Below are 21,539 nucleotides of genomic sequence, written 5' to 3'. Positions count from 1 at the left end.
CAGCCCTTTCAGCCAAATTAGCTGATTACGCGTTGCAAGCCGTTGGCGGCGTAGTCGATTCTACCGCTAACGCTCTCAATGACGCATCCGCATCAACTGACAAAAATCCAGAATTAACTCACGCTCAAACTGTTGCTGGTGCATTAAATGATTACGCCCTACAAGCCGTTGGCGACGTAGGTGATGCTTTCCCACTCCCCAAGGGCATGGTCGAGACTTTAACCTCGCCCGAAAAGACCGAGCAAACTACTGCAACCCCAGACGGTGCACCTAAATCAACCCACTTAGCGGTAAAACCAGAAAGCGCCGTAATCAGCAGCGCCAAAACAACCGCACCAAAACGCCATACTTTAGTGCATACCCCCGAAAGCGGTAGCTACATTGCCAATATTGCAATGGCAAGAAACCTGTTTACCACTCGTTTAGAAGATCGCACCGGTCATTATCAATATAAAGATATCTTTACTGGGCAATGGCACCCTACCAGCATGTGGATGCATACCCAAGGCGGTAGAAGCCAGTTTGGTAATACCGTTGATCAATTGAATATCAAAGGGAACTACTACTCTGTTCAACTTGGTGGTGATATTGCTCAATGGGCAACCAATGAGCAAGACCGTGGGCGCATTGGCGTGCTGGCAGGGTTAGGCAAAGCCACTAGCCACAGCCACTCTAAGGTGACAAGTTATCATTCACGCGGTTCCGTTGATGGCTACAACCTTGGCGTATACGCAACTTGGTTCGCCGATCAGCAAAACAATACCGGCGTCTATATTGACACTCTGGCGCAGTATAGCTGGTTTAACAACGCCGTTAATGGGCAAGGTAAAGCAGAAGAAAAGTATAAATCATCGGGTTTCACTGCCTCTGTCGAGAGCGGCTATACCTTTAATTTAGCGAATAGCGATCAACTGAGCTATTTCATCCAACCCAACGCCCAAATTACCTGGGCAGGTATCAATGCACAAACACATAAAACAGCCGACGGAGCCGTGGTCAGTTACCGCGATAATGGGTATTTAATCACTCGCGTCGGTGCTAAAGCGTATCTACAAACGCATGATACCCTGAATACAAAATTCACCCCTTTTATTGCCGTAAACTGGATTCACCAAAATCAAAATACCGGCACCATAATTTCAGGCCAAGGTATTGATAATAAGCTCCAAAATAGCACTGAGTTCAAAATCGGTGTTGAAAGCCAAATTGACCAGCAACTGCATATTTGGGCAAATATAAATCATCAAATGGGGCGTTATAATTATACCGATACCAACGCTCTGGTTGGCGTAAAATATCACTTCTAATATCAATTTATAAAACGATACCTGTGCTTATGGTGCAGGTATCGACAAACCACTAACCCCGATGACACAATCTTAAACGGTGAGGATAAGCCGGGAGTAAAACGTCCATGCCGAGGAGCGCGCCGCTCGGTACCCAATTTTGTTTAATCCCCTGTTCAGGCTATCATCGTCAGATGATTGATTTCTATCACTGTCGCTCTTAACTTAGGCAGAGCATTAATTTAGCCAGCGTATTAATTTAACCAGAGTAGCTCCTTTTATGTCGGTATTGACCTATCTGCAAGGTTACCCAGAACACTTGCAAACTCAAGTGCGCCAGTTAATCACTGAACAACGGTTGGGGAATGTCTTACGCCAACGTTATCCACAACCCCATGATTACAATACGGATAAAACGCTGTATCACTACACGATTGAATTGAAGAACCAGTATCTGCGTAATGCGCAACCACTGAGCAAAGTCGCCTATGACAATAAAATTCAAGTGATGAAGCATGCGCTAGGTCTGCACACCGCCATCTCTCGCGTGCAAGGGGGGAAATTAAAGTCCAAGGCGGAGATTCGGGTGGCTACGGTGTTTAAAAACGCCCCGGAGGCCTTCTTAAAAATGATTGTGGTCCACGAACTGGCACACCTGAAAGAAAAAGATCACAACAAAGCGTTCTATAATCTGTGTTGCCATATGGAACCGCAATATCATCAGCTAGAGTTTGATACCCGCCTCTATCTGACTCATTTAGATTTGTTTGGCTCGATTTATGAGTATTAGCTTGTTCAAAATATCCGTAAAATCATTGTACTTGCAGTTAATCCGCTGCGGCGTCAAATACGAAGGGGATAACTCAATACAACCAAACCATGACTCTACGGGGCGTAATAATCTGACAGTTCTACCGGTTTTTCTTCTACGTGCTTTTCTTCTATAGGAATGGAGTTAACGATATGATTCGCTTCGCTGTTATTGGCACCAATTGGATCACCGCACGCTTTATCGATGCTGCCCACGAAAGTGGCAAAATGAAACTGGTGGCCGTTTACTCCCGCAAGCTGGACCAGGCTCAGACTTTTGGCGATGATTATCACGTCGCTGATTGCTTTGATAATTTGGAAGCCTTAGCCACGAGTGATTTGATTGATGCAGTGTATATCGCCAGCCCGAATGCCTTGCATTATTCTCAAGCCAAGCTCTTCCTTAGCCATAAAAAGCACGTTATTTGCGAAAAGTCGCTGGCATCGAATCTGGCAGAGGTAGAGTCTCTGATCGCTTGCGCCCACCAGCATCAGGTGGTGCTCTTTGAGGCCTTTAAAACGGCTTACCTACCCAACTTTATACAACTACAGCAATCGCTACCGCGTGTGGGGAAATTGCGTAAAGCTTTTATTAACTTTTGCCAATATTCCTCTCGTTATCAGCGCTATCTGAACGGCGAAAACCCCAATACCTTTAATCCAGCCTTTTCTAATGGTTCAATCATGGATATTGGCTATTACTGTCTGGCCAGCGCCCTGGCGTTATGGGGAGAACCAAAATCGGTGTGGGCAAGCGCAAGTTTACTCCCAAGCGGTGTCGATGCTCACGGCACGGTCAGTCTGAATTACGGTGATTTTGATGTCATCATCATCCACTCAAAAGTCAGCCAATCGGACATTCCCAGTGAAATTCAGGGAGAAGATGGCTCGCTGGTCATTGAAAGTATTTCTGAGTGCTTATCCGTGGCCTTCACACCAAGAGGAAGCCATTCACAAGACCTGACGCAACCACAGCATATTAATACCATGCTGTATGAAGCGGAGGCTTTTGCCCGTTTGGTGGAGAATAATCAGGTGGATCACGATGGCTTACAACTGTCATTACTGACATCACGCATTCAAACAGAAATCCGCCGCCAGACGGGCGTTATCTTCCCGGCAGATACTCAACAACCCGCCGCGAGTTAATATTTCGTTTAAAGACTGTTTGTAGATCTCGATGCAAAACAGCAACCAACAAATAAGAGGTTGCAATAAAGCAAGCGGTTAATAAAGCGTCTAATAACTTCTACACTACAATCTATCGATCGGGGCTACCATAGCCCCACATTTATTTTGTATATATCTTTTTTCACCAAATGTTATTACGATCACATCAATGTGAATTAAATGTTACGTAATATTGATCCATATTAGATTTTTTTGATTGTCTCTTTCCTGCTCAATAGATTCCCTTATACTGTCGAAGCAAACACACCCAGTTACAAATAATACCAAGTTACAGGTGTGAACAATAAACGCTCAGCCTCGTTCCGGCTTGAGCGCTATACCCAAAGCCATTGGCGTTGCAGCCAGGTAATAAAAAGCGTGTCCTGTATTACTGGCTTATATCAGTGATTCAGGTATGGAGAGCAGCTACACCGCTGTAACTTCAGGTAATGAAGGGTATAAACGGGCAGAACATATTAAATTCCACTTGGGAAGAGGCATTGCTAGAAGCTATGGAAAATACACAGTCTGGATTTATACGATTTATCGTCAACGGTAGTTTAGTTAAACAAATACTGGTCGGTTTAGTTGCCGGTATTATTTTAGCATTGGTATCCACTCCTGCAGCAATGGCGGTAGGGCTACTTGGTTCGCTGTTCGTGGGCGCATTAAAAGCCGTTGCGCCAGTTTTAGTATTAATGTTGGTAATGGCATCCATCGCCAACCATAAGAAAGGCCAAAAAACCAGTATTCGCCCTATTCTGTTCCTATATGTATTAGGGACATTCTCTGCGGCACTGGTTGCCGTTGTCGTCAGTTTTATCCATCCATCAACCCTTATTTTGGCCTCTGAGAGTGCTGATATCACCCCACCAAGTGGGATTGTTGAGGTGCTACAAGGTTTGCTAAACAGCATAATCGCTAACCCTATCCATGCGCTGCTCAATGCTAACTACATTGGTATCCTGGCTTGGGCTGTGGGCTTAGGTATTGCCTTGCGTCATGCCGCCGACACCACCAAAGCATTGATTAATGATATGTCCAATGCCGTCACTTTGGTGGTCCGTGTCGTTATCCGTTTTGCACCGTTGGGTATTTTTGGTTTGGTCGCTTCCACTATCGCTGCCACTGGCTTCGGTGCCTTACAGCTTTATGCGCAACTGTTAGTGGTATTGATTGGCTGTATGCTACTGGTGGCATTAGTGGTCAACCCACTGATTGTTTACTGGAAGATTCGCCGTAATCCTTATCCATTGGTGTTTGCTTGCCTGCGTGAAAGTGGTGTTACCGCCTTCTTTACCCGCAGTTCAGCGGCAAACATTCCGGTGAATATGGAAATGTGTAAGAAAATGAACCTGAATGAAGACACCTATTCGATCTCCATTCCATTAGGTGCCACCATCAATATGGCCGGTGCGGCGATCACCATCACCGTGCTGACACTGGCCGCAGTTCATACACTAGGTATTACCGTTGACCTGCCAACAGCCCTGCTGTTGAGTGTGGTTGCTGCGGTCTGTGCCTGTGGTGCATCCGGTGTTGCCGGTGGCTCTCTGTTACTGATCCCACTGGCTTGCAGCATGTTCGGTATTCCAAACGATGTGGCAATGCAAGTGGTTGGCGTCGGCTTCATTATTGGCGTCTTGCAGGATTCAGCTGAAACCGCGCTGAACTCTTCAACCGATGTGTTGTTTACTGCAGCGGTCTGTCAGGCTGAGGATGCCAAACTGGCTAATCCTGACCCACTGACAGCGGGTAAGTCAGTCTAAATACCCGGTTTTACCTACGCGTAATGCCAGTCAGTTAAGTCTGACTGGCATTTTTTTGTTATCAAATCAGGCCTTTTTCTCAATCTCAAAAGGATCTATTCCCTGCAATTGCAGACGACGGAACCGAATAATATTAAAGCCATTCAGTAGTAAGAAGCTCCCTTCAATCAATGAACCGCCAATCGATCCCAACCAGACGTTATGAATAAACCAGCAAGCGGTGGATACCCACATCACACTACGGGTCGTTAGTCCGCTGGTGCGGAACAGCGCCCAAGTGCTGATCACCGTGCCAAAAATCGGCAATATCTCTATGGCATGTTTCATACGCCATATACCCAAAACCAGTGTCAGGATGATGAATACCACCATCACTATGCTACTGCGAGTCTTGGTGGAAATCAGCGTACGCAACGAATTCAGCAGCGCGCTACTCCCGGCAGCACTGGCCCCCATTAGGAAGAAATGGCAGCCGATAATGGCGCTGTAAACGGAAAGTTGCTGTTTAAAACGCCGCTCATCACGGTTGAAGAACATGGTGATACCGACAAAAAATGCCAGTACGCCAACGGCTTGAGCAAACCAATAAAAGGTCATGGCAGGAGAGTCCTGGTGTACGGTTCCCCGTACTGAGTCTTTACAAATTAATAAGCAAACGGCGCACTCCCCCTTGCGACGTCAAGCATGAAGGGAGAGTGCGTTTCCATAAAAAACAGAACACTGTTTCATATTAAAGAATTGACACAATATTTACAAGGTTACACCGCTCTTAAAAATAGCTAATTCACGGAAATCATTCACTTCATTACGGGCAGGTTTACCATCAGCAATCTCAACAATCAGATCAACAAACTCGTTCAGTAAGGTATCCATTGAGATGCCATGGATCAGCTTACCCGCATCAAAATCGATCCAATGTGGCTTTTTCACCGCCAGCTCACTGTTAGTTGCCAGCTTCACCGTTGGTACAAAACCCCCGTATGGTGTGCCACGGCCAGTACTGAACAACACCATATGGCAGCCGGCACCTGCTAATGCGCTGGTCGCAACCGCATCATTGCCCGGCGCACTAAGCAAATTCAGTCCTGGGTGCTGTAAACGCTCACCATACTTCAGCACATCAACCACTTGGCTCTGACCCGCTTTCTGTGTACAGCCGAGAGATTTCTCTTCCAGCGTGGTGATCCCCCCCGCTTTATTGCCCGGTGATGGGTTTTCATAAATCGGCTGGTCGTGCGCAATAAAGTACTGTTTGAAGTCATTGACCATGCTGACCGTTTTTTCAAACGTGGCTTCATCACGGCAACGGCTCATCAGAATACGTTCTGCGCCAAACATTTCCGGCACTTCGGTCAGTACCGATGTTCCACCGTTGGCAATCACATAGTCAGAGAAACGTCCCAGTAATGGATTGGCTGTAATACCAGACAGCCCATCAGACCCCCCACATTCCAGGCCAAACTTCAGTTCACTTAACTGGCCGGGTTCCCGGCGATCATGACGCATGACCTGATACAGTGCATGTAAATGCTCTAAACCAGCTTCAACTTCATCATCCTGCTGCTGGCAAACCATAAAGCGCACGCGCTCTTCATCAATCTTGCCCAGCGTCGTTTGAAAAACGTCCACCTGATTGTTTTCACAACCTAAGCCAATAACCAGTACCGCCCCCGCATTCGGGTGACGCACCATATTTTGCAGCATAGTGCGGGTATTTTCATGATCCTGTCCCAGTTGCGAGCAGCCAAATGGATGGCTGAACAAATAAACGCCATCAATCCCTTCAGCATCCTGCGTTTCTTTCAGGAAACGTTGCTGGATCTGACGGGCAATGCCATTGACGCAACCCACCGTTGGAATGATCCATAACTCATTGCGGATCCCCACCTCACCATTTTCCCGACGATAAATTTGCACGTCACGATCGGCCATTTGTGGTGGCAGGGAACTGAACTCTGGCTGATATTCATACTCATCCAAATCGCTCAGATTAGTTTTGGCATTCTGTGAATGAATATGCTCGCCTGGTTGGATCAAGGTCAATGCATGGCCGATAGGCAAACCATACTTGACGATCATTTGCCCCGGTTCGATAGCGGTTAACGCAAATTTATGACCACGAACCACGGGCTGAGCCAACTTGACGCTAAGCTCACCGTTCTCGATCCGCTCATCTGCAGCAAGATCTTGCAGAGCAACGGCAACATTATCCAGCGGATGAATCTTTATAATATTTTGCATAGTTAAACCTTTAGCTATATGCCGCGACCGCCGCTCTCATACCACGGCTAAGGATGGTTTGCAGTTGCTCTGTCACCTGATTAGCCAATTGAGGCACCGCGGTCAAATCCTGCCCCCAATGGTTAGCATCAGAAAGCACGCTGTTAACCAATTCAGCCAACGCGATATCACCGTGCTTGACACCATTCCACAGTGTTGAATAGCGCTCCAGCCAGTGGGCGTCATCCTGTAACGGGTAGGTTTGGCCCTCACGTTCACCACGGTAAAAGGCGATAAGTGCCGCCAGTGCAAAGGTCAGGCGTGGGGGTAATTGGCCTTTTTGCTGCTGATAGGTCAGTAATTGCGGCAAGATCCGGGTGCGGAATTTTGTCATGCCATTCAAGGCAATCGACAGCAATTGGTGCTGAATAAACGGGTTACGGAAACGGCTCAGTACCGCTTGAGAAAACGACAACAACTCGTCTTCGGGCAGATCCAATACCGGAACAATTTCTTCGGTAATGGTTTTTTCTACAAAACTGCTGATCTGCGTATCATCCATCGTCTGGCCGACCGTATCCAGACCAGACAAGTAGGCAACGGGGACCAGCGCGGTATGTGCGCCATTCAAGATAGCCACTTTGCGTTCTTTATAAGGTTTGATGTCATCAACAATACGTACATTCAGATCTAACTGATCTAAACGCAGTTCTTGTGCCAACCCTTGTGGCCCTTGGATCACAAACAGATAGAAGTATTCCGCGGTATCCAGGAAACTGTCCTGATACCCCAACTCTGTTTGTAACGCCGTCACTTCATCGCGTGGATAGCCGGTCACAATGCGGTCAACTAATGTCGAACAGAAGGTATTATTTTCCGTCAGCCATTGGGTGAAGGCGGCTGGCAACTGCCAATGACGGGCATAACGCAGCACCAGTTCACGTAATGCTTCACCGTTATAATCAATCAGTTCACAAGGCAATAGCACCCAGCCTTTATCTGCTGCACCGTCAAAATGCTCAAAACGCTCAAATAATAGACGAGTCAATTTAGCAGGGAAAGAACTTGGCGGCGCATCGCTGAATTGATCAGCGTCATTCCAGGCAATACCCGCTTCCGTGGTGTTGGAGAACATAAAGCGAATATTGGCATCACGCGCCAGCGCCAGGTAGTCATCAAACTGACGATAAATATTGATTTCACGGTTTACAGAGCGGATCAGGCGGGATTCACGCACCGCCTCCCCCTGCTCGTTCAAACCACGGATCACGGCAGTATATAAGCCATCCTGCGTACTAAGCGACGGTGGAAAATCGGTATCAATCGGGCGGATCACCACGATCCCTGCGTTCAGATCGGTATGTTCATTCAGTAAATCAATCTGCCAGTCCACAAAGGCGCGCAGAAAATTACCTTCACCAAATTGAATGATTTTGTCAGGGTGGCTACGGCCAGGAAAGTCACGACGGTTCAGCGTTTGCATCAGGGTTCACCTTAATAACGCATTCAGCTTTGGACAGTTCATCACTGACAGTCCGTGCTTTGCAGGCAGTCCGTTCTTTGCAGATCGATATCTACCGCAGTGCAGCCAGGCGTTAAATAAACAATACGTTAGAGTTATATGGAGCCTACTATTGGCCCCGTTATTAAAATTGATTTATCCCCCTCATACTTCAAGCTGCATGGATGCTGCCGTTAGCTGCCATCCTGCAACTCGAATGGCTTAGGGGATATTGATGATTAAATCTGCTTGAGTGATTAAATTTTCTTGAGTGATTAAAGCTCGATGGCGAAATATTGCTGTGCGTTATCGAAGCAAATGTTTTTCACCATAGCCCCCAGCAACGCAATATCTGCTGGTGCTTCACCGTCAGCGACCCAGCGGCCAATCATCTGGCAAAGAATGCGACGGAAATATTCATGGCGGGTATAAGACAAGAAGCTACGGCTATCAGTGAGCATTCCGACAAAGCGGCTTAATAGACCAAGCTGAGCAAGTTGGGTCATCTGGCGCTGCATACCGTCTTTTTGGTCGTTAAACCACCAGCCGGAACCAAACTGCATTTTTCCTGCGTCACCTTCGCCCTGGAAGTTGCCGACCATGGTACCGATCACTTCGTTATCACGCGGGTTCAGGCAGTAAAGGATAGTTTTTGGCAGGGCATTGCGCAGACCCTGTGCATCTAACAGCCGAGACAGCGGCTGCGCCAGCGGTTGGTCATTGATGGAGTCAAAGCCGATATCCGGCCCCACCAGGTTAAACATGCGGCTGTTATTATTACGTAGCGCACCAATGTGATACTGCTGTACCCATTCACGACGATGATATTCACCAGACAAGAACAGCAACACCGCAGTTTTAAACTGTGCAATTTCTTCTGTACTTGGCTGATTGCCTGCCAGACGGCGTGCCAAAATAGCATCCAGTGTGGCTTCATCAGCTTCACCGTACACCACCACATCCAACGCATGGTCAGAGACTTTACAACCGTGGGCAGCAAAGTGATCCATCCGCTTGTTCAATGCTACGCACAGATCAGTAAAACGGCTGATTGAGGTATCCGCAGCCACTTCAAGTCGCTGCATATAGTCGTTAAAACCCACAGCTTCAATATTGAAGGCTTTGTCTGGACGCCAGCTTGGTAACACTTTGATGTTAAAACTACCATCAGCGGCAATCGCTTTATGGTGGCGCAGATCATCAATTGGGTCGTCAGTGGTCCCAACCATTTTGACATTCATCTGCTGCATAATTCCGCGCGCAGAGAAGCGGTCCTGAGCCAATAATTCGTTGCCACGCTGCCAAATTTCTTCAGATGTTGCAGGAGACAATAACTTACCGGTAATGCCAAATGGGCGGCGCAATTCAAGATGCGTCCAATGATACAACGGGTTACCGATAGTGTGAGGAACCGTCGCAGCCCAAGCATCGAATTTCTCACGATCGCTGGCATCTCCGGTGCACAGACGCTCTGCAACACCGTTGGTCCGCATGGCACGCCATTTATAGTGATCACCTTTCAACCAGATGTCATACATGTTCTTAAAACGGTAGTTTTCGGCGATCTGTTCTGGCGGCAAATGGCAGTGATAATCATAGATCGGCTGATCTTTTGCATAGTCATGATAGAGACGGCGGGCGAACTCGGTGTCCAGCAAAAAGTCTTCGGTCAAAAACTGCGACATTATGGATTCCTCAGATGAGTACATCTCAGAGTACGGCTTTCTGTTATCGCGAAGTTATCACACCAATTCAATCTATCGTCCAGCATTTTTTATAGATATTGATCGCAAAAACCTAACAAAAAGAACAAATACTCAACATTTATAGTCTCTCTAGTCCCTTGCAGCACTAGGTTTGACAGGTTCTATTATTCCCTAAATTAAACGCATCTTTTGTGATGTCACTCAACTTTTAAATCTGTATGACAAGTTATTGTTGCGTCGCCTTCAACTATCTCATCCGCTTTGTTTTACCCAGAGTGCTGATTTGGTCCGAATGGGCCCATGCCTATAGATATAGGTCGCCAAAGTCATTGAAATTATAACGAGGGAGTAAACGAGTCAGTCCTATAAAGCTGACTCATACCAGAGTAATACGGAAAAGTGATACAGGGGAGTGAGAGCGGCTAACACCGCGACAGTATCAAATAAATAAAAAAGAGAGACGGAAAGAGAGCTACAGGTCGTCGCTAATGGAACACATCGGAAACTTATCACTTACTGTAAACGGCTTAAGACCGAAGTGATATCGGGCAACAGCATTCTGACTGATCTTATCTCTGGGTTATAGAATGCCGCGCCACTCGACCCTAAAAGGAGCATCAGGTACCACCGCATGCGCAGCATTGCCGGATTGGGCCAAATTGTGCCATGGAACGCCACCATAAACTGCGTTTCATTGCAGTCATCTTAGACTGGGAGAAAGTTACACATGATGCGTAAAATTAAAGGGTTACGCTGGTACATGATCGCATTAGTCACCGTCGGTACCATATTAGGTTACTTAACACGTAATGCCATTGCTGTTGCCGCGCCGACACTGCAAGAACAGTTACATATCACTACCCAGCAATATTCTTATATTATCGCTGCTTATTCAGCCGCTTATACCCTAATGCAACCAGTAGCCGGTTATGTATTGGACGTTATGGGTACCAAAGTGGGCTATGCCATGTTTGCCGTTATGTGGGCCATATTTTGTATGAGTACCGCCTTGGCCAGCAGTTGGGGTGGATTAGCTATCGCCCGTGGTGCGGTCGGTATGGCAGAGGCTGCTATGATCCCTGCGGGCCTGAAAGCCAGTAGTGAATGGTTCCCGGCCAAAGAGCGTTCTATTGCGGTAGGCTACTTTAACGTTGGCTCCTCCATCGGCGGTATGATAGCCCCCCCTCTAGTGGTCTGGGCTATCGTGATGCACAGTTGGCAGATGGCGTTCATCATTACCGGTGTACTCAGCCTGATTTGGGCAATTGCCTGGTTAATCCTCTACAAACACCCGAAAGATCAAAAAAGACTAACTGACGAAGAACGTGAGTACATCCTCAGCGGTCAAGAAGCACGGCACTCCACTGCTAACGCCAAAAAGATGTCTGCGATGCAGATTATCCGCAACCGTCAGTTCTGGGGTATTGCCATCCCGCGTTTCCTGGCAGAACCCGCTTGGGGGACGTTCAACGCATGGATTCCCCTATTCATGTTTAAAGCTTATGGTTTTAACCTGAAAGAGATAGCCATGTTTGCCTGGATGCCAATGCTGTTTGCCGATGTAGGCTGCATTCTGGGTGGCTACCTGCCACCACTGTTCCAAAAATACTTTAAGGTTAACCTGATTGTTTCCCGTAAGTTAGTCGTCACTATGGGTGGGGTATTGATGATTGGGCCTGGGACTATCGGCCTATTCACCAGCCCTTATGCGGCTATCGCGCTGCTGTGTATCGGGGGCTTTGCTCACCAAGCACTGTCAGGGGCGCTGATTACATTATCTTCTGACGTTTTTGGGCGTAACGAAGTCGCAACCGCCAACGGCCTGACCGGGATGGCGGCCTGGACTGCCAGTACGCTGTTCGCTCTGGTGGTAGGGGCATTAGCCGATACCATGGGCTTCAGCCCACTGTTTGCTGCACTGGCGGTATTTGATTTACTGGCCGTCGTGGTTATCTGGACCGTGTTACAAGATCGCCCGGTAGATGAACCAACGAACGCCACGGTTCAACAGCCTTCGGTTGGACAAAACTGACATTGAGGTTATTGACAAAGTGCCCGCGACGGAGAGAACAGGCAGATCGTAAAGACGCCGTAAATACATCCATGTAGGCTCGAGCCGCGCCATCCTTGGCGCGGACTCTTTACTCCTCTGCCTATCCTCACCGTTCAAGATCGCGTCATCGGGGTTTGTCAGCAGTCTGACATTAATATCTGTGATTAAATGACCTGCTAACATAAAAGCTCGGTAAATTTATCGGGCTTTTATTTCTCCTGTCATCCGCAATCTGCGGTACATTCTACATCGCAACGGTGATAGCAATAACTAGAACACAATAGGGATAAGTGGTATAACAAATCCTATTGTATCTCCTTCGAGATGCCATACCTTCCAGACAAAATGAGCAGCAAAATTTGCCGCCTCGATTGATCGCAAGAGCCTTAATCATGGAATTCACAGAAACCAGACGGTTGTACCAGCAGTTAGCTGCAGAGTTAAAACAGCGTATCGAAGCGGGTGTTTATCCTGTTGGTGATAAATTACCAGCGGAACGCTACATTTCCGAAGAAATGAACGTCAGCCGAACCGTAGTTCGTGAAGCGATTATCATGCTGGAAGTAGAAGGTTATGTAGAAGTCCGCAAAGGCTCCGGCATCCATGTGATGTCTAATCAGCAAAAGCATTTAGTCATGCCCAATCAGGGGATTGAATTTGATACCGCAGGCCCCTTTGAGCTATTGCAGGCACGCCAACTGATTGAAAGTAATATTGCTGAATTTGCCGCCACACAGGTCACACGGCAAGATATTGTGCAATTGATTGAAATTCAAAAGCATGCGCGTCAGGAAGATCGTTTCCGTGACTCTCAATGGGATCTGAAATTCCACGTACAAGTCGCTCTCGCCACCCAAAATACAGCGATGGCAACCATTGTCGAAAAAATGTGGAGCCAGCGTGTACATAATCCTTACTGGATTAAACTGCATGAGCACATTGATGATGTCTCGATCGAAAGCTGGTGCGAAGATCACGACAAGATCCTTGAAGCGTTAATGCGCAAAGATCCTTACGCCAGTAAACTCGCCATGTGGCAACATCTGGAAAATACTAAACAGATGCTATTCCGTGCCACTACCGATGATTTTGAATTCAATGTCGATCGCTACCTGTTTACAGAAAACCCGGTTGTGCATCTCGATAACCTAATGAACAACAGCAAAGTACCTGTCAGCAGCAAAAACTAATCCTCATCTAATGATGGGTAATCAGGGAGGAGAAACCGGCATTATTCTTTCTCTCCCCCTGTGTAATTACTCCGCTTTAGGTCAGTAAATGTCGAATTCTGTCAACCAACGTAAGCATCACGCCTGTTTTTAAACCATTGCTTAATTAATACTCAGTGTATATCTATATTTCCCTGTTTCATATCTCGCTATTTTGCTAAAGTGACAACACTTTTTTATCTGGTTGCTTTGGGAGCGAAACGCAAATACATGCGCTGCTTGTTTGCTCTGTTTATTACAGTGTCTTGCTGGGCCAATATGGTCTCTGGCAATATGCTATTGCCTCCCCATTCGACCCCATCCGGCGTAGCTTTATCTGCGTTGAGCGCCGCTTATTCTGACAGTAACTGCGCCAGCCATTCCCTTTCATCGTCTCACGCGCTTTCAGCTAAGCTACGTCTACAAAATAAAGCCGTACATCCGCAATTGCGTCTGGTCGGGGTACCGGTCAAAAAAACGGCCATCAAAAATAGACTGAGTCCGGCTCAATTTACCGGTTCTGCGAATCTTTCTTTACTAAATAACACCTGGCCAGCAGCTTATTTTGCCATCTCACGCAGCCGCCGGGCGGATGAAATTTATAAACAACCACGGCAATCGCTGTCACTAGTCAACTATTCCAACTGGATATTCCATGCCGCAACACAGCAAAATCGTGTAGGCGGTTGGAAAGAGAGCAATACTCAATATAGCGGGATGCTTACCTATCACAATTATGACGCGATGGTTTTTATGCTTTCATAGCATCAGTATAGCCATCGCATCAATGTAGCCTAGTATCAATGTAGCCTAATATCACGACGGTTATAGTTCGACATTGCACAGTACCGACGCTGTCATCACGAGAAGCAAAGTTACCTCTTATATATCGGCGAATTGGTCTATTTGGCTTACATTTCAGCACATTTTTAACACCATCGCTTAAACACGAAAAGCCATCAGATCTCTTCGCAAGATCGTGTTTATAAACTAACGTACTTACCCATACGTATACAAACAATGACGTTTTAGGAATACCAGATGGATATCATTAAAGAACTCTTACATGCTCTATGGGCTCAAGACTATGAGACACTGGCGAACCCATCGCTGGTGTGGGCCATCTATCTACTGCTGTTTGTGATACTTTTTTTGGAGAATGGTCTGCTTCCTGCTGCCTTTTTACCTGGTGATAGCCTGCTGATTCTGGTCGGGGTGCTGATCGCCAAAGGCGCGATGAGTTTTCCAGTAACCCTAGTGGTATTGACCACGGCAGCAAGCCTTGGGTGTTGGGTAAGTTATATTCAGGGCCGATGGCTGGGGAATACGAAAGTTGTACAGGGGTGGCTGTCCCATCTGCCAGCCCATTACCATCAACGCGCTCACAATCTGTTTCACCGCCATGGGTTATCCGCCCTACTGGTTGGCCGTTTTCTGGCATTCGTTCGCACCTTATTGCCAACCATTGCCGGTCTTTCAGGCTTAGACAACGCCCGCTTCCAGTTCTTTAACTGGGTGAGTGGGTTACTCTGGGTATTGATCTTGACCACCATGGGCTTCGCCTTTGGCAAGACACCGGTATTCCTGAGATATGAAGATGAAGTGATGTTCGTCCTGATGTTACTGCCGCTGGCGCTGCTGGTGATCGGTTTGTTTGGTTCTTTGTACGTGCTGTGGCGTAAAAAAAATGTGACGCCCGCTAAAGTCAGCCATGACAATAAGAAAGGTAAGTCAGAGTGATCAACTTTAGGGGCCGTTTTGGCCGCCCGCTCTGGCACTATCTGGTACTGCCGGTGGTCCTCTTACTGCTGGCAGTGATCTTATTAACACCAATGATCGTGCAGACGGAAAGTACGTTGAAAATTCGGCCAAACCAGCAAGGGCTTTCATTACCAGATGGCTTTTATCTGTATCAACATCTGAACGGCCGTGGGATTCACATCAAAAGTATTATCCCGGAGAATGACAGCCTGGTGGTAAGCCTGGAGTTCCCCGAGCAACAGATGCAAGCTATTGAAGTTTTGCAGGATGTCTTACCCGCGGGCTATGCGATTGTCGCCAGTGAGTCGAAAAAACGTCACCGCCTACTGCCCGTATTCAGAAGTAGTCAACAAAACCCAGGATAATCAACGCTACGGGGAGCCTACTCCCCGTATCAAACTCATTCCTCTCACCACTTTCTTCCGCTGATATCTGATTAATCTATAAAAAATCCCATGGTAAACTTGGGTATCATATAATTCAGCGCTATGCTTAATCATTCACGGCAATCTGCTTCGCCTCTGAAGTTACCGATCAGGTGGCATGACTATCGGGCACTCATGCGCTTTGCTGTAAAAGGACACAATACAATGTTGTTACGTCGATCTCTCCTGTTAGCTTTACCACTTATCACATTTTGTGGCTTCGCTAGCGCAGCCTCTGATAATGAATGCGATATAAAAGCTAAAGAAATCCAACAGCAGATAGATTATGCCAAGCAGCATGGCAATACCCGCCGCGCCGCAGGGCTGGAAACCGCCTTAAAAGAAGTGAAGATTCATTGTACTGAGGAAAGTTTGCAAGCCGAACGGCAGAAAAAAATCAGACAAAAACAGTACAACGTGACAGAGCGCCAACAAGAGCTAAAAGAAGCTCAGCAAAAAGGTGAAGCGAGCAAAATTACCAAGCAACAGAAAAAGTTAGCCAAAGCACAAGCCGAGCTACAACAAGCACAGGCCCAACAACACTAATCAGTGTAAAACGCTGAGTTATTGTTATTTTTTGGTTTTTAATGCTAGGTAAAGATCGGTAATCTGGTTAAATTTTCTAAAGATTTGCCTATCAACCTCATAAAAAATCCGCTATGTTATATATTCACCTCGGTTATGCTTAAGGAGTAATCATATGCCACAAGATAAAACCTCTGAACATTTACGTGCTGAACTTAAATCATTGGCAGATACGTTGGAAGAAGTGTTGCAATCTTCAACCGATAAACCAAAAGCTGAGTTGGATAAGCTCCGTGCTAAGGCAGAAAGCGCATTGAAAGATACCCGAGTACGTCTGAGCGAGACGAGTGATAAAATTGCAGCCCAAACCAAAGAGATCGCAGATAAAGCAGATAACTACGTACATGACAATCCATGGACTGGAGTAGGTATCGGTGCTGCTGTTGGCGTGGTGTTAGGCGTTCTGTTATCTCGCCGTTAATTATGGCAGAGCAACCTCGCACTCAGGGCCCCGCTAAAGGGGTCCTTGATACTGTCCATCGCATCGCCACTATCGTGGTTGGCATGGTTGAAACCCGTGTTCGGCTGGCAGTTATTGAATTGGAAGAGGAAAAGGCAACATTGGTTCAGTTGCTGATGATGGCGGGTATTACTCTGCTATTAACCGCTTTCGGTTTAATGAGTTTGTTGGTTTTGGTCATTTGGGCGATTGATCCAGCCTACCGCTTAGTGGCTTTGGGCACGACGACTGCCGTGTTACTGGTACTGGCACTGATCGGTGTTATCTGGACACTCACTAAAGTGCGTCATTCTACGTTGCTGGGTTCAACCCGTAAGCAGTTAGAAACTGACCGCGAGTTACTGGAGAAAGACCATTGAGCCGCCGCCAACTAGCATTGGAAAAAGAAGCATTACTGCGTGAGATCCAGCAACAACGTCTGGATCTCGCGGACAGTGCTGCCCGTTGGGTTGAAGTTACCGCGCCCTTCGATCGTGGCTGGGCACAGATTGTCAGTATGCGAAAATATTTGATAGCAGGCGGTAGCCTGGTGGCATTATACAGTGTTCGCCACCCCAGTAAGTTGCTCCGCTGGTCACGACGTGCAGTTAGCACGTGGAGTACCGTCCAACTGTTTCGCCGCACTTTTTTATCGCGCTAATCCCCTCCCCACATCCTTACCCTGCAAAGCATAAGTCTTATTGTTCATCGACTTAAGATATTTTCTGTTGGCTTTTATCCACTGTTATTTCAGTTTTTTTGATGAAAAACGACAGTTTTACTTGCTAACAACCTATCAACTTCTCAACTAACATTATCTCATCAACTCAGGCAACTTGTAGGTAACACACCCAGCGGGCCAACACACATGCAGCTTGAAGTATTACGGGTATAAACCTCTTTTGCTAACAGTTAATGCTCATAAATGTTAGCCATTAATCAACACCGTCTTTGGAGAAGTTACCGATGAACAAATTACAAGATACTGGCCTGTTGGTCGCTCGCATTCTAATGCCAATCATCTTTATTGTGGCCGGTTACGGCAAAATGGGCGATGCCTATGCCGGGACCCAACAATATATGCAAGCGATGGCTGTTCCTGGCTTTTTCCTGCCACTGACCATTTTATTGGAATTTGGTGGTGGTCTGGCTATTCTGTTTGGTTTCCTGACCCGCACCACCTCGCTGTTCATTGCCGGGTTCACTCTGCTGACCGCGCTTATCTTCCACACTGACTTTACGGATAGCACTAACCAACTGATGTTCATGAAGAACCTAAGCATCACAGGCGGTTTCTTGGTATTGGCTATTGCTGGCTCAGGTGGTTTTAGCATCGACCGCCTACTGGGTAAAAAGTGGTAATCAGGGCTTAATCGCAATAATACATAATAGTTAATATCAGCCACGCCCTATCCATCCGGTAGGGTGTTGTTTTCTAGGGGGGATTTCATGGGGCAACTCATCAATGGCGTCTGGAAAGACGTTTGGTACGACACCCAATCTACCGGTGGCCATTTCAAACGCTCAACTGCCCAGTTCCGTAATTGGGTGACCACTGATGGGCAAGCGGGTTCACAGGGTAAAGGCGGTTTTAACGCCGAAGCCCACCGTTACCATCTCTATGTTTCCCTCGCCTGTCCGTGGGCGCACCGCGCTTTACTGATGCGGACCTTGAAAGGCCTTGAATCGCTGATTTCTGTTTCCGTCGTGCACCCATTGATGCAAGAGAATGGCTGGACCTTTAGTAGCGACTTTCCGGCAGCGACAGGCGATGCACTTTATCACCTCGATTACCTGTATCAACTCTATCTGCGCGCCGCACCGGACTACAGTGGACGCGTGACGGTACCGGTGTTATGGGATAAACAACAACACACCATGGTGAGTAATGAATCCGCAGATATCATTCGGATGTTCAACAGTGCATTTGATGATGTTGGTGCGAAAGTGGGAGATTATTACCCCACTGCGTTACGTAACAATATTGATGACATCAATGGCTGGGTTTACGATCAAGTCAATAACGGTGTGTATAAAGCAGGGTTTGCGACCACTCAGGAAGCTTATGACGAGGCCGTGGGCACGTTATTCAGTGCATTAGACAGACTTGAACAGATTCTGGAGCAACATCGTTATCTGACCGGCAATCAGCTAACGGAAGCTGATTTACGGTTATGGACTACGCTAGTGCGTTTTGACCCGGTGTATGTGACGCATTTCAAATGTGATAAACGGCGCATCAGCGATTACCCGAATTTATATGGCTTCCTACGGGATATTTACCAGATGCCCGGTATTGCCGAAACAGTTGATTTTGCGCATATTCGTACTCACTATTACCGCAGCCACGGTACCATCAATCCTTACGGGATTATCTCTATCGGCCCGCAGCAAAACTTGCTGGAGCCACATGATAGAGCGAATCGCTTTGTATAAGAATCGATTTGTATAATTAGCAAGCTAGCCGCCCTTTACCCCAAGGCCAAGGGCGTAGCAAGCGAAAATCGTTTGGGCGCAACCTAACCCCAAAATCCACACGCGCAGTAGCCAATCACTTACCCAACAGTTTCGGGATCTCGCGCAAACACCAAGACTTAGCCTCCCCCATACTGTCACGCCGCCACGCCATAATAATATCGGCCTCACGGCTGTATTCCGGCCCGATCACCCGCAACCGGCCTGCGGCAATGTCTTTTTCCACCATCTCATAAGGCATGGTCGCCACACCCAACCCAGCTAATAATGCCCGCCGTTTATCTTCAATCGTACTGACGGTCAGGCGCTGTTGTTTATCCAATAATTGCACCGTAATGACTGGCCGCTCCCGCGCAGTATCAGCCACGGCAATCCCCCGATATTTTACCCGAGTCAGCTCTGAGAGCGGTTCTGGCTCCTGATGAATAGGATGGTCTGGGCTGGCAACGTATACACTGGTCACTTTGTACAACTTACGGCTATTAATCTCAGAAGAGGCGCGAAAGTGCATATCTGGGGCAATAACGATATCGGCCCGCCCCTGTTCCAGCCGCTCCCATGCGCCAGCCAGCACCTCGGTGAGGATTGATACCTGTGTATTGGCTTTAAGCGCTAATTTATCAATCAACGGAAACAATTTCCATGCAGGAGATAACGCCTCGCTGACAATGGTGATATGAGTTTCCCAGCCACGCGCCAGTGCTTCAGCATCGGTGGTTAATTTATCTGCCGCTTCCAGCAATACCCGCCCACGCTCCAGCAACATCCGCCCGACATTGGTAAATTTGGTTCGATGTCCTGAACGATCGAACAACACCACATCAAGCTCTTCCTCAAGTTTTTGCATGGTATAGCTGAGGGCGGAAGGGACCCTGCCCAATTCATCAGCTGCCGCAGCAAAACTGCCACGACGGTCAATAGCATCCATGACGCGTAACGCCTCTAGCGTTAATGCCCGATCTCTGGCCATTATCTTTCTCAATCAGGAAATTTGAATATGCCGACCAGATTAACTGGCTAACAATCCAACGTCCAGACGCTTACCATCTGTTTATCAATTAATACCATCAATAATGTGCCTAATAGATTTCAATATTCAGGAAGGCGACCAACGAATGACAAATTGGTCGAGAACCGGTTTAAACGCTGCTTGCCGCAATCTCGCAAAGGCGAACCGATGGATAGGCCGACAGACTCCCGCCTGTGGCTTGAAAGATAGCAGGTATAAGAGGTAATCATCGTCATGATCACATGCAGAACAGCAGAACAGTGCGGGCAGGCTGACTTTGGTTGGCTTCAGGCGCGTTATACCTTCTCTTTCGGCCACTATTTCGATCCTACGTTATTAGGCTACGCCTCGTTGCGGGTCCTAAACCAAGAAGTATTAGCACCCGGTGCCGCATTCCAACCACGGACTTATCCGCAAGTTGATATTCTCAACCTGATTTTACAAGGCGAAGCAGAATATCGGGATAGTCTGGGGAATCATGTGCACGTCAAAACAGGCGATTTTCTTCTGTTTTCGCCCCAGCAGGGGAGCAGTTACAGTGAACACAATCTGAGTACCAATAAATCATTAACCCGTATTCAGCTATGGCTTAATGCCTGTCCTGAACGGGAAAGTGTCCCAATGCAGCACCAAAGATTAAGCACTCATTCTGTGCAGTTGCTAGCCTCACCAGCCGGTGAGCAAGGTAGCCTACAGCTACGCCAGCAAATGTGGATACATCACCTGGCATTAGCTGCTGGAGAACAGCAAAAAATGCCACTACACGGCCACAGAGCATATTTACAGTCGATTCATGGGACAGTAGAAGTCGCTGGCCCGCAAACGGGTACATCACAGCGCCTAACCTGTGGTGACGGGGCCTTTGTGGAAGAAGAGCAACACCTGGTGATTAAAGCGATAACCCCACTGCGCGCCCTCTTGATTGATTTACCGGTTTAGTTCTCTCGCCGTTGCCTAAATACCGATGTATTCGCCGCACCCTATCGTGCAAAGCAAAAAACCCGCCGAAGCGGGGTTTTGTGGCATGAGTGGCGTTGACCGGTAAGCCGCTTTCTTTTATGAAAAGTGTCGTGGACAGTCATTCCCCTCGCGCCCTATCCTGCAAAGCAAAAACCCGCCGAA

At 47.4% G+C, this 21,539-nt stretch carries 21 protein-coding genes and 1 pseudogene; 16 read left to right on the top strand and 6 right to left on the bottom strand.

The annotated features are described in order from the left end of the window. The 4 genes from AC971_RS20390 to sstT all read left to right on the top strand — a co-directional run. On the top strand, positions 1-1,307 hold a 1,307-nt coding region (locus tag AC971_RS20390), incomplete at its 5' end, for an autotransporter outer membrane beta-barrel domain-containing protein (protein ID WP_048677842.1). 259 nt (positions 1,308-1,566) lie between these two features. Continuing rightward, positions 1,567-2,076: a M48 metallopeptidase family protein gene (locus tag AC971_RS20385; RefSeq protein WP_025381557.1), complete on the top strand. Its 510-nt coding sequence runs from the start codon at positions 1,567-1,569 to the stop codon at positions 2,074-2,076. Positions 2,077-2,249: 173 nt separating this feature from the next. Next, positions 2,250-3,245, top strand: a complete 996-nt coding sequence (locus AC971_RS20380) for a Gfo/Idh/MocA family protein (protein WP_025381558.1) — start codon at positions 2,250-2,252, stop codon at positions 3,243-3,245. 533 nt (positions 3,246-3,778) lie between these two features. Next, a complete protein-coding gene (gene sstT / locus AC971_RS20375; RefSeq protein ID WP_038402432.1) occupies positions 3,779-5,035 on the top strand; it encodes a serine/threonine transporter SstT in 1,257 nt (418 codons plus the stop codon). 66 nt (positions 5,036-5,101) lie between these two features. Here sstT and AC971_RS20370 read toward each other — a convergent pair whose 3' ends face one another. The 4 genes from AC971_RS20370 to uxaC all read right to left on the bottom strand — a co-directional run bounded on the left by AC971_RS20370 (position 5,102) and on the right by uxaC (position 10,441). Continuing rightward, positions 5,102-5,632, bottom strand: coding sequence for a YgjV family protein (locus AC971_RS20370; RefSeq protein ID WP_025381560.1), 531 nt, complete (start codon positions 5,630-5,632; stop codon positions 5,102-5,104). A gap of 153 nt (positions 5,633-5,785) precedes the next feature. After that, entirely contained in the window at positions 5,786-7,276 is a 1,491-nt protein-coding gene (locus AC971_RS20365) for a UxaA family hydrolase (protein WP_025381561.1), read from the bottom strand. Between the two features lie 10 nt (positions 7,277-7,286). After that, positions 7,287-8,738 (bottom strand): tagaturonate reductase, encoded by a 1,452-nt coding sequence (locus tag AC971_RS20360; protein ID WP_025381562.1) that lies wholly within the window; start codon positions 8,736-8,738, stop codon positions 7,287-7,289. A gap of 293 nt (positions 8,739-9,031) precedes the next feature. Continuing rightward, a complete protein-coding gene (gene uxaC, locus AC971_RS20355) occupies positions 9,032-10,441 on the bottom strand; it encodes a glucuronate isomerase (RefSeq protein ID WP_025381563.1) in 1,410 nt (469 codons plus the stop codon). Between the two features lie 748 nt (positions 10,442-11,189). Between uxaC and AC971_RS20350 the strand changes: the two genes are divergently transcribed. Next, the gene (locus AC971_RS20350; RefSeq protein WP_025381564.1) at positions 11,190-12,494 is read left to right on the top strand and encodes an MFS transporter; all 1,305 of its coding nucleotides are present in this window, start codon (positions 11,190-11,192) and stop codon (positions 12,492-12,494) included. Between the two features lie 4 nt (positions 12,495-12,498). On the opposite strand, the pseudogene AC971_RS24845 reads toward AC971_RS20350, so the two are convergent. Beyond that, positions 12,499-12,567, bottom strand: a pseudogene (locus tag AC971_RS24845) (gluconate 5-dehydrogenase); the annotation flags it as partial. A gap of 340 nt (positions 12,568-12,907) precedes the next feature. On the opposite strand from AC971_RS24845, the gene exuR reads away from it, so the two are divergent. The 10 genes from exuR to AC971_RS20300 all read left to right on the top strand — a co-directional run bounded on the left by exuR (position 12,908) and on the right by AC971_RS20300 (position 19,369). Then, positions 12,908-13,705, top strand: coding sequence for a transcriptional regulator ExuR (exuR, locus tag AC971_RS20345; RefSeq protein WP_025381565.1), 798 nt, complete (start codon positions 12,908-12,910; stop codon positions 13,703-13,705). Between the two features lie 249 nt (positions 13,706-13,954). Next, positions 13,955-14,488, top strand: a complete 534-nt coding sequence (locus tag AC971_RS20340) for a hypothetical protein (protein ID WP_038402029.1) — start codon at positions 13,955-13,957, stop codon at positions 14,486-14,488. A 276-nt stretch (positions 14,489-14,764) separates the two neighbouring features. Further along, a complete protein-coding gene (locus AC971_RS20335) occupies positions 14,765-15,463 on the top strand; it encodes a DedA family protein (protein ID WP_038402030.1) in 699 nt (232 codons plus the stop codon). After that, positions 15,460-15,849 (top strand): EnvZ/OmpR regulon moderator MzrA, encoded by a 390-nt coding sequence (mzrA, locus tag AC971_RS20330; RefSeq protein ID WP_025381569.1) that lies wholly within the window; start codon positions 15,460-15,462, stop codon positions 15,847-15,849. The genes AC971_RS20335 and mzrA overlap by 4 nt, the downstream gene beginning before the upstream one ends. Before the next feature lie 225 nt (positions 15,850-16,074). After that, entirely contained in the window at positions 16,075-16,455 is a 381-nt protein-coding gene (locus tag AC971_RS20325; protein ID WP_025381570.1) for a DUF1090 domain-containing protein, read from the top strand. A gap of 154 nt (positions 16,456-16,609) precedes the next feature. Further along, positions 16,610-16,915, top strand: coding sequence for an ElaB/YgaM/YqjD family protein (locus AC971_RS20320; RefSeq protein ID WP_002210418.1), 306 nt, complete (start codon positions 16,610-16,612; stop codon positions 16,913-16,915). A gap of 2 nt (positions 16,916-16,917) precedes the next feature. After that, positions 16,918-17,313 carry a phage holin family protein gene (locus tag AC971_RS20315; protein WP_025381571.1) on the top strand — a complete coding sequence of 132 codons (396 nt, stop codon included), beginning with the start codon at positions 16,918-16,920 and terminating at the stop codon, positions 17,311-17,313. Then, the gene (locus AC971_RS20310; protein ID WP_025381572.1) at positions 17,310-17,594 is read left to right on the top strand and encodes a YqjK-like family protein; all 285 of its coding nucleotides are present in this window, start codon (positions 17,310-17,312) and stop codon (positions 17,592-17,594) included. Before AC971_RS20315 ends, AC971_RS20310 begins: the two co-directional genes overlap by 4 nt. A 305-nt stretch (positions 17,595-17,899) precedes the next feature. After that, positions 17,900-18,295: a DoxX family protein gene (locus AC971_RS20305; protein ID WP_025381573.1), complete on the top strand. Its 396-nt coding sequence runs from the start codon at positions 17,900-17,902 to the stop codon at positions 18,293-18,295. Between the two features lie 87 nt (positions 18,296-18,382). After that, complete coding sequence (locus tag AC971_RS20300) at positions 18,383-19,369, top strand: glutathione S-transferase family protein (protein ID WP_025381574.1); 987 nt, start codon at positions 18,383-18,385, stop codon at positions 19,367-19,369. 115 nt (positions 19,370-19,484) lie between these two features. On the opposite strand, the gene AC971_RS20295 is transcribed toward AC971_RS20300, so the two are convergent. Continuing rightward, positions 19,485-20,378, bottom strand: a complete 894-nt coding sequence (locus tag AC971_RS20295; protein ID WP_002210151.1) for a LysR family transcriptional regulator — start codon at positions 20,376-20,378, stop codon at positions 19,485-19,487. Between the two features lie 273 nt (positions 20,379-20,651). Here AC971_RS20295 and AC971_RS20290 point away from each other — a divergent pair, with 273 nt between their 5' ends. Further along, on the top strand, positions 20,652-21,356 hold the full coding sequence (locus AC971_RS20290; RefSeq protein WP_025381575.1) for a pirin family protein: 705 nt from the start codon (positions 20,652-20,654) through the stop codon (positions 21,354-21,356). Positions 21,357-21,539: the final 183 nt, after the last annotated feature.

It is taken from the genome of Yersinia similis, from assembly GCF_001053095.1.
GTDB classification, from domain to species: Bacteria; Pseudomonadota; Gammaproteobacteria; order Enterobacterales; family Enterobacteriaceae; genus Yersinia; species Yersinia similis.
The sequence above is the reverse complement of the archived record's forward strand: the minus strand, read 5'-3'. Positions and strand labels throughout refer to the sequence as shown.